We start from the raw sequence: 13,647 nt of genomic DNA on the forward strand, positions 1-13,647 counted from the left end.
ACTTCTGGAAGGGTTGTCGTAGACTACGACGTTGATAGGCAGGGTGTGGAAGCGTTGTAAGGCGTTAAGCTAACCTGTACTAATTGCCCGAGAGGCTTAACCATACAACCCAAAGCAAGCTTTTTACCTACAAACACTTGCTTCGCAAGTGGGCGTGCAAACTGCTTTATCGTCGAGGTAAACTCGACTGAGCATTTTGCTACTCGCTAAAGACAGGTAATTCGAAACTTTGAGTTGTAGCAAGCTAATAAATTAGAGTAGTGAAGTTACTCAACATGATTGAATATCAGACTTTCCCAAATTGTTAGTTATCGACATTGTCGGTAACACCTTTTTTTGTCTGGCGGCCATAGCGACGTGGCACCACCTGATCCCATTCCGAACTCAGAAGTGAAACACGTTAGCGGCGATGGTAGTGTGGGGTCTCCCCATGTGAGAGTAGCACACCGCCAGACTCCTAATTTGAAAAACAAAAGACCCCGCGCAAGCGGGGTTTTTTGCTTTTAGGACCCGCACTGGCGTGCGGCTCCCCGTGGACACCTAACCCATCGGGTCGTTGAGTCATTGCATTCGGAAACATCCATGTTGGTTAGTGCCAGGGCGTACGTCCTTTACGCCCGTTCGTTCCTTTTAAGGTGACGTTAAGTCACCTTAAATTTGCGTTGCAAACCGGAGCCTCACCCATCCCTGGTGCATTGTCCAGCTCGGCATCCATACCTCGCGCTCTTCACTTTATTCACCACATCCATGTGGTTCACCTGCTTACGCAGGCCAGCTAAAGCTGTTCAAACTGCTTCCAAACCAGTTTGTTAGCGTGCCACTGGCACCCCTCGCTCGCTACGCTCACCGCTCATCGCCCAGTGTGGGCCCAGCCCCATGTGAGAGCTTATCTGGCTTTTTACTACTAAGTTTCATCCACAAATTAGGGCGGTCATCGCGGCGCAGGCCGCGATCTCCTACAGTACTTAGGGTGTTTAAAATATCCTCGTCATCGCGGTGAAAACCGCGATCTCCCACAGTACTTAGGGTGTTTAAAAGGTGAAGCACGCATGCCTGCCCATGGAAGTGTCCCCAGGGAGATCCCGGATTGCGCCAGGACGACTATTATTGATAGCCGGGATAACAAACATCCTCGTCATCGCGGTGAAAACCGCGATCTCCTGCAGTACTTATGGTATCTGAAATAACAAGAGGACGTCGCGAGCCATACTAGCAACTCCCGATAGGTCCCGGCCTGCGCCGGGACGACGAATAATAAAAGCCGGGGTTTTTAACAACACATACTGCGACAAAGCAAACAGGCTGTGAGCATGCCAAAAAAAACCACTGCGAGGCAGTGGTTTTTGCTGAACAATCAACGTTAGAAATTAATATCCAACTTGTTCGCTCTTACGAAACTCGCGATATTCTTCACGGGTGATCATATCATCCTGGTTTTCATCAAGCTCTTCGAATACCAGGTACATGTTGGCCATTTTGGCTTCTTCTACCGAAATCTTGCCATCATTGTTGGCGTCTGCTTTTGCAAATTCGGCGGTTTCATCTACATGTGTATCAGTGCCGGCCATCTCATCATGATTGCGCAAGTCGGCGTCATCGCCTAGCGTATCCACATCATGCATGGCATCCTCGCCATGTGCCTGAGCAGATTGCATACTGTCCTTCATTCCATCATCCATGTATTCAGTATCTTGCTGCTCAGTGTCATAGTCGCCATCCATTGACGCCACCTGGGTTTCGTCAGTTTTCAGCTCTTTGGGCGATTTGTCTAATACTTCTTCGCGCTCGGCGACTACTTTGGCTTCAGTGTATTGCACCTTGTCTTTTACTTCGCTGGCAAACATATCCGGATTGGCTTCCAGATAAGTAACATACTCATCTTCAGACAACATGTTATCGCTGTTCTCATCTAACTTAGCAAAATAATCAGCAATTGCATGATCGCCGGCTTCCTGCTGTGTCAGCATGCCATCACCGTTTTTATCTAGCGAATGAAAGGTGTGGGCAATCTTATCTTCATGGTGACCGGCCATCGCGCTGGCCGACATAAGTGCTGAAACAGATAGTGCAAGTGTTAACTTTTTCATCATTTCTCCTTAATCGTTGCCTCCAAAAGACTGCGTACGGAGGAAAATGTACCCAATTACTTATTCATAACGTGTGCCGGTCTGATCTTTGGTAGTAAATTCAGTTGCTTGTACAAAAATGTACCGATAGAAAAAATGACTATCCCTGTCAGATATTTATACGCTGTGAAAATTCTGCCTAGGCTTAGAAGTGATAAGCGTAAGACAGGCTGAGAAAATCCAGGCCCGGATTTTTGTCACTCAACCCGGCATTGGAATAATGCATATAGCGCAGTGTTAGCTGAGATGTTTCCTGTTCGTTCAGGCTCAGCGTCAGACCTAAGCGATCTTCAAACTGAAAATGCGAACCAATATGTTTACCGGCGAAGGTTTTGTCATTTACCACACTGACTCCGACACCAAATTCTGCGTAAAGCGGATACTGTTCGCCAAAGGTTGTGAGATGATTGACAAACACTGGCGACAAAGAGAGGGCATAATTCGACGAATGGGTATCCTGCTCACCGTACTCCCACAAATTGACACTGGCCTCCCAATACAGATTAAATGTGCCCAGCCAATCAGTTTTCCACTGCTGAGTTACAGGTCGATAGGCAAAGCGCAGGCCATCAATATTGTCGGTGCCATGCATGTAATCCAGCGTCACTGCTTGGTGTGGCGGCTTGGCTTGGGCGGTAAGGGGCAACATGCACAAGGCTGCGAAAAGAAAAGCATAGAAAGATTTCATGACAGGCTCGCTGACTAACAAAGCGCTAGTACGAGCAAGATCATCGCCAATCTGAAAATTGAACGACTGTTCAAGTGTTTATAAAAAAATACCCCATTTGCCTGAGAAGCGCAATGAGAAAAGAGCACAGACTATTGGCAAAAATTACACTGCACGGTGTAGTTTAGATATTTACTATGTCATTGTTGCAAAATTTCGGCAGGTTGGTGGATCTGATAACGCTCATACAAGGCAGTGATAAGCCCTTGGTTTTGCGTGATAAACCGGCTAAAGTCGTCCACCAGTGCCGGGTGACGAATGGTCGATAAACGAAAACCGACCACAGTATACGGTAAGGCGGGGTCCAGAGTGAACGGGCCCAGTTCCGGTGTGGTAGAGGCAAAATGCTGTACCACATTCAATTCCAGGTTAGTGGCATCCACCCGGTCTAACTGCAACAATTGCAAAGCCGTTATCGAATCTTTGACTTCTACCAGGCGGGTCAGTTTTTGGTCGATACGTTGCTGCCAGTTAACCGGTGAAAAGCCTCTGGGCACAGCCAGGCGTGTAATCGAATCGATCCCTTTGCCGCGATTGTGGGGCTTGATGATGGTGCCCCCGACAATTTGCACCAATGGCACCGAAAAATGCTTTTGCGAGCTGACAGCACGTGGCACATACCATTTGGGGTTATCCGGATAAACAAAATCCACATTGCCTTTGGCTAGCTCGCGCTGTAACCGAAGAATGGGCATGGCGTGGTAGCTGAACGTGTGACCCGATTCTTTGGCATAGGCTTCAAGAATTGCCCAGCCCAGCCCTTTATCAATGGAGGACTGAAAATCATAGTGAGGGTAGTACTGAATATTCTGTGCACCGACAATAAAGGTTTCGGCGCGAACCGTGACGGCTAAAAACAGCGCCAGGAAGAAAGCTGACAAGCGCATAGCAATCCTAATTAAAAGTGTTCCTGCTAAGCATAGTCAATATTAAGCAAACAGCTACACTGGATTAATGAAAGTCGCGCGAGGCCACCTGCAACTCGCCTAACCAATCGGTACGATCGGTTAGCTTGCCGGCAATCACATGAATCACGCCTTCCGGGCTGCGCTCTAAAATACCGTCCACCTGGAGCAACCGGGCTTTCAGATAAGGCTGTTTTTGCGCCCGCGCGGTTGCCTGCCAGATAACCACATTGGTATTGCCGGTATGATCCTCCAGGGTTAAAAAGGTCACCCCCGAAGCGGTACCCGGGGCCTGCCGGCAGGTAACACAGCCTAACAGGTGAACCACCGATTGGTTCGCGGCAGTGGCCAGTTGCGCCGCCAGCGTCAGATTACGGATATTCTTATGCTGCAAAATCAGTTCGACCGGATGCTGGCGTAACGACACACTGGTAGCCGCATAATCTTCCAGCACATTAACGGTGTCGGAGGGGAATAAGACCAACTGGCTATCCTGACTCTGAGTTGCAAATAACGGCAGATCGCTGTGTTTATCCATCAACTGCCAGCGAGCCTGGTAGCGATTTGCCCCCAACTGATGAAAGGCATCGGCACTGGCCAGAGCTTCCAGCTCATTGGCCCGCAGCAGATCCAGCTGGCGGATGTCAGTGGTGTGAACAAAGCCACCGGACGGGCGCTGGGCTAATAATGCCTGGATATGATCCTCATTGAGCCCCTTGACCAGGCACAAGCCTAAGCGAATTTTTTTGTGGTGCCCGCTTATGATCACCTGGTGAGCCCAGTCAGAGTGATTAATACACACCGGCAGTACATCAATCTCGTGGCGCCGGGCGTCCTGAATCAGTTGCGCCGGGGTGTAAAAGCCCATGGGCCAGCTATTGAGCAGGCCTACGTAAAACTCCACCGGGAAGTAATATTTTAACCAGCACGAAACATAGGCCAGCACCGCAAAAGAAGCACTGTGCGACTCCGGAAAACCATAACCACTAAACCCTTTGATTTGATCAAACAGGCGCGTGGCAAAGTTAGCGTCATAGCCTTTGTCAAGCATGCCGTCGATGAGCTTTTGCCGAAACTCATGCAGGCGGCCATTTTTTTTCCAGCTGGCCATGGCCCGGCGCAACTGGTCTGCCTCACCACCGGTAAAGCCGGCTGCCACCATGGCCAGCTGGATCACCTGCTCCTGAAAAATCGGTACACCCATGGTACGGCCCAGCACCCGTTCTACATCCGGTGACGGGTAGGTGATATGTTCCTGGCCCTGACGGCGTTTTAAATACGGGTGCACCATGTCACCCTGGATGGGGCCGGGGCGGACAATGGCAATTTGGACCACCAGATCATAATAGGTTTGGGGCTTTAAGCGTGGCAACATGCTCATTTGCGCCCGCGACTCAATCTGAAACACTCCCACGGTATCGGCCCGTCCAATCATCTCATACACCTGGGCATCATCGCCCAGGCCGGTAATAAAGGGAATGGAGACCGGCACCGGCGAGTGTGCATTAATTGTTTCAAAAGTACGCCTGATAGCCGATAACATGCCCAGCGCCAGCACATCGACCTTGAGCAGGCCGAGGGTTTCCAGATCGTCTTTGTCCCACTGGATAACCGTGCGCTCTGCCATTGAGGCATTTTCCACCGGGACCAGTTCATACAGTGGGCCGGAAGAGATCACAAAGCCGCCCACATGCTGTGACAGATGCCGGGGAAAGCCCACCACTTCATTGACCAGTGCAATCAGCTGGCGCACTTTAGCTGACTCAGGATGAAAGCCCAATTCGGCTAACTGGGTTTGCCAGGGAATCGTGCGGTCGCGCCGGTTGATATTTTTAATCGCAAAGTCGAGTTGCGATTCGGCAAATCCCAGCGCTTTGCCCACTTCGCGAAAGGCACTGCGAAAGCGAAAACTGATCACCGTGGCGGCCAGGGCGGTGCGCTCGCGGCCGTATTTTTGGTAGATATACTGAATGATTTCTTCGCGCCGCTGATGTTCAAAATCCACATCGATATCGGGCGGCTCATCCCGCTCTTTGGAGATAAAGCGTTCAAACAGCACATCAATCTGGCGCGGGTCCACCGCAGTAATTTCCAGGCAGTAGCACACTACCGAATTAGCCGCCGAGCCCCGCCCCTGATACAAGATGCCCTGGGCCTTGGCAAACTGCACAATGTCGTAAATGGTCAGAAAAAAATATTCATACTGTTGTTCGGCAATCAGCGCCATTTCTTTTTCGATAGTGGCCCGAATGCCCGGACTGATATTTTGCCCGAAACGTCGTGTGATGCCGGTTTCCACACATTCACGCAGGTAGGTTTGCGCGGTATAGCCAGCCGGGATGATTTCGGCCGGATACTGATATTGCAGCTCTTGCAGTGAAAAGGTGCAGCGGCTGGCAAGCTCAGTGGCGGTGTCCAGCCAGGCCGCCGGGAACAGTTTTTGTAACTTGGCCGGGGCGCGCAGCACCCGCTCTGCATTGGCCAGGTTAACAAAGCCGAGCTGGTCTACCGTGGTATGACGGTTAATCGCATGCAGCACCTGCTGTAAGGGCAGCCGATCAGCATGATGAAACAATACCTGGGAGGTGGCCAGCACCGGCAACTGATACTGTTGCTGCAGCCTCACCACCTCCTGCAGATGGGCTTCATCGGTGCCGTCCAACAGCCGGCTGGCCGCCAGATAACAGCGGGTGCTGTGAAAACGTGTCAGCCAGCGCCCCCAGTGATCATTGGTTTGGCTGGAGGCCCCAGGCAGCCACAGCACATAGCAGTGGCGCAGCGACTTAATGTCCCATTCTGCCAGCTGGTACTCGCCCTTTGGGGAGCGGCGGCGGGCATTGGTAATAATGCGGCATAATTCTGCATAGGCTGCCTTGGTGGGGCACAACAGAACCAGCTCCAACGACTCGGCCAGGCTAAAGCGGCTGCCTACAATCAACTGCAATGATAGATTATTACGGCGAATTTCGGCATAGGCACGAACCACTCCGGCCACCGAGCACTCATCGGTGATGGCCAGGCTGCGATACCCTAAAAAGGCTGCGGTATTGACCAGCTCCTCGGGATCCGAAGCGCCGGTCAAAAAACTAAAATTAGACTGACAAATGAGTTCGGCCACCATCAGCAATACCAGCCTTGTACAAACCATTGTTGCTGGTCGTCACGAAACAACTGTAGCCGTCGCCCATCCTGAGTGCGGCCGATAAAGTAATCGCGCTTGACCGGATGACCATCCCACCAGCCGGTTTGAATGCGCACCGGGCCATATTCAATATGCGGCGATTCATTAAGCGGACGCGGCTGGGTAAAACATACAGCCGGCAGCGTCTGTGGATGGCTGTGAGCTGCTGGCCGGGGGTGGCTGACCAACAATTTTTCAGGCCGGTAATCCTGCCCGCTGGCCGGGTAGGCGATGGCAGCGCTACCCAACCGGGTTTGTAGGCGACTTAGCAGGTGCTTTTGCGCAAACACATGCACCCGGTGGGCAAAAAAATCGTCGGTTTGCTCTTCGACCGCTTCGAGCTCGGTGACCGCCAGGCTGACTTTAACCACAGGTGCATCCAGCTCCAGTTGCTCTAGTTTTAATGTGATGAGACTTTGCCACAAACTGAGTCGGGAAAGGGCAGAAGCAGCCTGTATCAACATGGGCTGGGGCGGCTGCTCGCGAAAATGCAGGGTAAACGCGAGGGTCCTGGTGCGCTGATTACGCAGCCGGGCAAACATCAAACATTCGTCGGTCAGGCTGCTGAGTAATGGTTCAAGATGTTGGGCATGGCTGATTTCATAGGAAGGTTCGGCCACGCTGTGAAAATGTTCATCAGGATGAAAATACTGTACCCGGGGAAAAGCTTCGGCCCGCAAGGCACACAGGTACTCAATCAACGTGTTGTCAAAGCGCTGACCCAGTTCACTGACCGGCATGGCCAGCACCTGTGCCAGAGAACGCACGCCTACTCGCTGCAAAGCGTGTTGCTGCTTATCCGTCAGGTGAGTGGCACTTAGCGGGCAACGCGCCAGCGCCTGTTTGATACTGGCAGGTTCGGTCAGCAGTCTATCGGCGCCGCTTTCCGCCAGCACCTGGGCAGCTTCCACGCCCCAGGCGGTGCCAAAATGAAAACTTACCCCGGCTGCCTGCATTTCATTGCTCAGAGTTTGCCATACCACATCCAGCCCGCCGTAATAGCGGATCAACGGGTCGAGCCGAATGGCCAGCCCGCCAGGCGGCTGCAGCACGATGTCTGCAGCCAGGGCATACAGGCGATGGGCCAGGCTGCGCAGATGACGCAACTGGCGTGCTTCACAATAATCCATGATGGTCAGGGCCGGGCATAAAGCAGCTGCCTGCGCCATGCCCATACCGGGCTGAACGCCTTCGCGCGCTGCCGCCGGACTTACCTGCAGTAACCGGTTCTGGCTGGCCTGATAAATCACCAACGCCCCTTGCGCACGGGTTTGCCCAAACCGTTGCACATGGTCCAGCGTCAGCTGATAGCAATTAAAATAAGCCCACAACTGCATCGGTCATTCAGCCTGCAACGGCATCGGATGGCGCTGGCGCAGCGCCCTGCATCAGCCGGGTGATGGTCGTATTGTGCGGTGTGTAGGGTAAGGCCACTTCGGTGTGCTGGCCGGGCCAGCCTCCCACCTGTTTGGCGATTTCCACCTGCAACCCATGGCGGGCCGAATATAAAGACAAATCCAGCGCTACGGGCAAGGCCACCCGGGCTGCCTGGCTGGCTTCGTACAAGACACATAATACATGATGCTGACTGGCGGCCACCTGTAAGCGGCGGGCCTGCTTTGGGTTCACCTGATTGTGCCAAAGTATCACCAGGTAACAGGCTTCACTTTTTACACATTGCTCGGCGGCCCACAAGGCATCATCTGAAGTGGCGGGGCGGGTGCATATTATTTTGTGGGGGTCCAGCTCCAGCTGCTGTAACCAGGCTTCGGTGATCATGCCTGGCGCATTGATAAACATCAGCAATTTTTGTTGCGGATTGTGCCGCATCAGCTGTTGTAACAGGGTCAGCTCACCGACCCCGGGCAATGAGCGTATCCGGACCAGCCCGGCCTGAGGAAAACCGCCGCCCAACAGAGTATCCAGGTTGGCAAAACCACTGGCCAGTCGGGCCTGGGAAGCGGCCTGCGGATCACTGGCGCGCCAAATCTGACGATGCTGTTGAAGTTGGGTTATCGAAGTCATAAATCACCTGTATATATGTACAGTATTATAGGTGATTTATAAGCCAGCGCAAGCTGCTCAGATTAATTGAACAGCGAAAAAAAACGCCGGGCCTGTGGCACCAGCGTTTTTTAATTTTACCGTCAATGAGTTAGGGGCAGCGGCAAATTATGCCGGTTGTTCGGCACCGGTCTCTGTGGTCAGCGCCGGCTGGGACAGATGTGCACAGGTTTGCAGGTAGCCGTCTGGGGTGTTTTGCACCCAGGCCAGGCGCACCTGGCTGGGCTGCTTTTTCATGACCTCACGGATCTGCTCCAGGCTGACATCCGGGTGTTTTTTTAATGCCCGGGTCAAGGCTTCTTCGACCTTGTAGCCTTTTTCAAAACAATCGGTGATCACCGTGGCAAAGTTACCCACCACAAACCGCAGTGCCGGGTAATCGGCCGCATTGATCAAGCGTTTAGCGTACGCGCTTTCCAGCCGGCTGGTGTAGATGCGTTGCAGCTCATCACACACATGCACCAGGCTGGTATAGGCTTCGCCCACCCGGCGGGCATTGGTTTTGGCGGTCTGCCGCGAGAGCGCCACTTCGCGCTGCAGGTTTTGTGCTCTGATCACAAAAAAAATCAGCACCAGCACCAAAAAACCGATTACTCCAAATGCCACCATGATTATTGCCCTGCCTGGTGTTGCTCGATGTATTGATTGATGTTTTTTTCAAGAATAAACAGCGGCACCGAGCCATGCTCCAGCACAGCGCTGTGAAATTCGCGCACATCAAAGTCCGCGCCCAGTGCCGCTTCGGCTTTTTCACGCAGGGCTTTGATTTTGATCTCACCAATTTTGTAAGACAGCGCCTGGGCCGGCCATGAAATATAACGGTCTACCTCGGTGGTAATATTGTGCTCCGACAAAGCGGTGTTTTTCATCATATAATCAATGGCCTGCTGGCGGCTCCAGCCAAACATGTGCATGCCGGTATCCACCACCAGGCGACAGGCCCGCCACATCTCGTAACTTAAGCGGCCAAAGTGATCATAGGGCGAGTTATACATGCCCATTTCAATGCCCAAAAATTCAGCGTACAGGCCCCAGCCTTCACCAAAAGCCGAAATATAGGTTTCCTGGCGTACCGGCGGCACATTGTCCATCTCATCGGCTAACGAAATTTGCAAATGGTGACCCGGTACGGCTTCGTGCAGAGTCAGTGCCGGCAGGGCATACAGGGGGCGCTTATCCAATGCATAGGTATTTACCCAGTAATAGCCCGGCTCGGTCTCTTTAGATGGATGAATATAGCGGCCAGTGGTGTATTTAGGTGCGATATCGTCGGGCACCGGCGCGACCCCGTACGGCTTACGCGGCAGGGTTTCAAAAAAGCGCGGCAGCTGAGCATCGGCTTGTTTAGCCAGATAAGACGCTTGCTTGATCAGCGCATCGGCACTGTCCGCATAAAATTGCGGGTCACTGCGTAAAAAGGCAATAAAGTCATCGATGTTGCCCTCAAAGCCCACCTCATCCACAATCTGCTGCATATTCTGGCGAATGCGTTTGACCTCACGCAAACCCAACTCATGAATTTGGCGCGCGGTCATATCGGTGGTGGTGTAGTGGGCGATGCGGTTTTGATAATACTGCTCGCCCTGGGGCCAGGAGTTGGCTGCAATGTCGTCCCGCGAACCCGGAATATACTCGTCGACCATAAAATCATAAAAGCGCTGAAACGCCGGCACCACCTGGTTGCTGATAAGCTTTTGGGCCTGCTGCTGTAGCCGGTCGTGCTCTTCGATATGTTCAGGTATGGTTAACAACGGCGCATAAAACACACTGTCGGCGGCATCATCGACTAAAAAGGGCGAAATGCTGTCTTCATACCCGGCCAGGACCTGCTGCGGCTGGGTGTAATCTTCGGCCAGCCCTTGTTGCATATAGGCAATCTGCTGGTCGATATACGCCGGGATGGCGGCTAGCTGCTCAAGATACGTGGTGTAATCATCTTGCTGACGAAAACTGATGTTGTTGGGCAGCGATGCCAGCGCACTGTGAAAGCCGTATTCTGAAGTGATGGGCACCTTATAGGCGCCAAAGCGGTATTCATCCACATAATTGTTTAACCGGTATTGCTGCATCAGCAGGGTGATCCGCTCATTGTCGGTCAGGGCCTGCGCATCGATGGCAGCGAGCTTGTCCAGATAGGTCTGGTATTGCTGGTGGTGGGCTTTCAATGCGGCTGGGGAAATATCGGCCGGTACCGTATCCCGCACCTGGGATTCATACTGCCAGATGGTGTCGGTCAGCTGAGTCAGCTGCTCGCCGGCCGGGCTGGCCATCGCCGAGGTCGGCAGTACAGCCAGCAATAACCAGCCGGCCACACGCGTAGGGCGGCATAAAGAGATAAACGCAATCGGTAATTTCATAGGGACATCCGCTGTATTGGGCCCGTCGGGCAGGCATCATTCAGTCTTTTTTCGGGGTGTAAATGGGGCCGGGAAAGGCGGTAATTTTGTCAGACAATGTGCTGATCTTGGCACTGCCTTGTTTTTTGACCACATCTATTCGTAACACATTGTGCATCGGAACGTAAGTTGATGTGACATCAGCAAATTCTGATTTTAGCTTTTCATGGCTTGGATCCACCACCACACTGCTGTGGGTGTCCCACACAAAATCGCCAATCTCGATAAAGCCAAACAAGGCGCCCTGGCTAACCTGGCGCACATACAATTCATAGCGCTGGCCATTGCTGACAAACTGCACCCGGTATACAGGCTGACTGTGGGTCATAGCATTACATCGTATCAATCCTTCAATAAGCCGATTTTACCCCTTCCACGGCTGATCACAATACTCTGCTGCACGTACACAGCAGCACATCATCCGCCGCTGTAAACATAGCCTTGGGCTTATATCCGATTGCAAGGCTGGTCATTTGCTGTGGCTGGTATACCATAACCTTTCTTTCACGCTAATAACCTGACGATTATGATAAAAAAATTACTATTAGGTGCCATGGTGTCTGCATTGAGCGCAGTGGCCTATGGCCACGGCACACCGGCGCAGTCCGCCCAGGACATGGCGTTTGCGCCCGACACTAACCGCATTAAATCGCATTTGTTTTTTTTAGCCGATGACTTGCTTGAAGGCCGGGATACCGGCTCGCGCGGCCATGATATCGCATCCCTGTACATCGCCACCGAATTTGCCAAATATGGCCTGACGCCCATGGGCACCGATGGCTATATGCAGTCGGTGCCTTTTCGTAAAGCCACCCTGGTGCAGGAGTCGCCCAAGCTGACCTTAACCACCGACAGTGGTGAGCGTGCCTTTAGCTACCCGAAAGAGTATCTAACCGGCCCGGACCTGCTGAATACCGACACCAGCCTGAGTGGCGAAATGGTGTTTGCCGGTTACGGCATTGTGGCCGATGAGCTGGAGCACAATGACTATGATGGTCTGGATGTGGACGGCAAAATAGTCGTCATTCTATCCGGCAAGCCGGCGTCTTTTCCCAGCGAAATGGGCGCGCACTTGGCCTCTGGCAAGCAAAAAGCCCAGTATGCGGTAGACCGCGGTGCCATTGGTATGATTTCCATCACCACCCCGACCGCCGAAAAAGTGCGCCCTTACCAAAGCCGCCTGAGCTATATTCACACGCCGAGCATGGCCTGGTTAAACAGTAACAATCAGCCGGCCAATACCTTTGAGCAACTAAAAGGCTCAGCCTTTTTAAGCAAAGCCGCAGCCACTGAGCTGTTTGCCAAGGCGCCGATGACGCTGGATGAGATTTATGCGCAGCTGGAACAGGATAAAACACCGGCCGGATTTGCGTTGCCAGGTACCTTGAGCCTGAGCAAGCAAAGCAAGCACGACAAAATCACCAGCCCCAATGTGGTCGCAGCGGTAGAAGGCTCGGACCCTGAGCTGAAAGACGAATATGTGGTATTTTCAGCCCACTCTGATCACATCGGCTTTGCCAAAACGGTCAAAAAAGACAACATCAACAATGGCGCCATGGACAATGCCTCCGGTACCGCCATCATGCTGGAAACCGCGCGTCTGTTCAGCCAGCGGGAAACCAAGCCTAAGCGCTCTATCTTGTTTGTGTCAGTGACCGGCGAAGAAAAAGGCCTGTTAGGCGCCGATTATTTTGCCAATAATCCCACTGTGCCGGTGAATAAGATGGTAGCCAATGTGAATTTGGATATGCCTATTCTGACCTACGAATTTGCCGATGTGATCGCCTTTGGTGCCAGCCACAGCGACATGAAAGCGTCGGTGACCGAGGCAGCTAACAATGCCGGCATCGAGCTGAGCCCGGATCCGTGGCCAGAGCAAGCCCTGTTTACCCGCTCTGATCACTATGCCTTTGTAAAACAGGGCGTACCGTCAGTGTTTTTGGTGCCTGGCTTAAAATCCAAAGATCCGAATGTGGATGGCAGCAAGATCTTTGGCCAGTTTTTATCAACCCATTACCACAAGCCCAGCGATGATATTAATCAGGACTTTAACTGGGATGCCGCGCGCACCTTTGCCGAAGTCAATGCACAAATCGGCTACACCCTGGCCACCCAGGAAAAAGCCTCACAATGGAATGAGGGTGACTTTTTTGGTAACACCTTTGGCCAGCAACGTAACTAATCAGGCCTAGCGTCTGGTAACCCATAAAAAAACCGGTCACTGTAAAGTGACCGGTTTTTTGTATCT

General features: G+C 52.5%; 10 protein-coding genes and 2 rRNA genes. 3 read left to right on the plus strand and 9 right to left on the minus strand.

The genetic code is table 11. The annotated features are described in order from the left end of the window. Together ACTUJZ_RS15265 and rrf are read left to right on the plus strand one after the other, a co-directional pair. Nucleotides 1-104 (plus strand): 23S ribosomal RNA (locus tag ACTUJZ_RS15265); the annotation flags it as partial. Between the two features lie 235 nt (nucleotides 105-339). Further along, nucleotides 340-455 (plus strand): 5S ribosomal RNA (rrf, locus tag ACTUJZ_RS15270). 912 nt (nucleotides 456-1,367) lie between these two features. Here rrf and ACTUJZ_RS15275 read toward each other — a convergent pair. The 9 genes from ACTUJZ_RS15275 to ACTUJZ_RS15315 form a co-directional block, all read right to left on the minus strand. Continuing rightward, the gene (locus tag ACTUJZ_RS15275) at nucleotides 1,368-2,087 is read right to left on the minus strand and encodes an EF-hand domain-containing protein (RefSeq protein WP_463637203.1); all 720 of its coding nucleotides are present in this window, start codon (nucleotides 2,085-2,087) and stop codon (nucleotides 1,368-1,370) included. A gap of 184 nt (nucleotides 2,088-2,271) precedes the next feature. Beyond that, nucleotides 2,272-2,775: an acyloxyacyl hydrolase gene (locus ACTUJZ_RS15280; protein WP_463637204.1), complete on the minus strand. Its 504-nt coding sequence runs from the start codon at nucleotides 2,773-2,775 to the stop codon at nucleotides 2,272-2,274. 218 nt (nucleotides 2,776-2,993) lie between these two features. Beyond that, on the minus strand, nucleotides 2,994-3,740 hold the full coding sequence (locus tag ACTUJZ_RS15285; protein WP_463637205.1) for a hypothetical protein: 747 nt from the start codon (nucleotides 3,738-3,740) through the stop codon (nucleotides 2,994-2,996). A gap of 64 nt (nucleotides 3,741-3,804) precedes the next feature. Further along, nucleotides 3,805-6,879, minus strand: a complete 3,075-nt coding sequence (locus ACTUJZ_RS15290) for an error-prone DNA polymerase (RefSeq protein ID WP_463637206.1) — start codon at nucleotides 6,877-6,879, stop codon at nucleotides 3,805-3,807. Continuing rightward, nucleotides 6,879-8,276 (minus strand): Y-family DNA polymerase, encoded by a 1,398-nt coding sequence (locus ACTUJZ_RS15295; protein ID WP_463637207.1) that lies wholly within the window; start codon nucleotides 8,274-8,276, stop codon nucleotides 6,879-6,881. The genes ACTUJZ_RS15290 and ACTUJZ_RS15295 overlap by 1 nt, the downstream gene beginning before the upstream one ends. A gap of 7 nt (nucleotides 8,277-8,283) precedes the next feature. Further along, a complete protein-coding gene (gene imuA, locus ACTUJZ_RS15300) occupies nucleotides 8,284-8,964 on the minus strand; it encodes a translesion DNA synthesis-associated protein ImuA (RefSeq protein ID WP_463637208.1) in 681 nt (226 codons plus the stop codon). Between the two features lie 147 nt (nucleotides 8,965-9,111). Next, the gene (locus ACTUJZ_RS15305; RefSeq protein WP_463637209.1) at nucleotides 9,112-9,612 is read right to left on the minus strand and encodes a hypothetical protein; all 501 of its coding nucleotides are present in this window, start codon (nucleotides 9,610-9,612) and stop codon (nucleotides 9,112-9,114) included. A gap of 2 nt (nucleotides 9,613-9,614) precedes the next feature. Then, a complete protein-coding gene (locus ACTUJZ_RS15310) occupies nucleotides 9,615-11,360 on the minus strand; it encodes a DUF885 domain-containing protein (protein ID WP_463637210.1) in 1,746 nt (581 codons plus the stop codon). A 40-nt stretch (nucleotides 11,361-11,400) separates the two neighbouring features. Next, complete coding sequence (locus tag ACTUJZ_RS15315) at nucleotides 11,401-11,727, minus strand: DUF1820 family protein (protein WP_463637211.1); 327 nt, start codon at nucleotides 11,725-11,727, stop codon at nucleotides 11,401-11,403. A gap of 198 nt (nucleotides 11,728-11,925) precedes the next feature. Here ACTUJZ_RS15315 and ACTUJZ_RS15320 point away from each other — a divergent pair, with 198 nt between their 5' ends. Beyond that, nucleotides 11,926-13,581 (plus strand): M28 family metallopeptidase, encoded by a 1,656-nt coding sequence (locus ACTUJZ_RS15320; protein ID WP_463637212.1) that lies wholly within the window; start codon nucleotides 11,926-11,928, stop codon nucleotides 13,579-13,581. Nucleotides 13,582-13,647: the final 66 nt, after the last annotated feature.

It is taken from the genome of Alteromonas sp. WD8-37 (genome assembly GCF_055326825.1).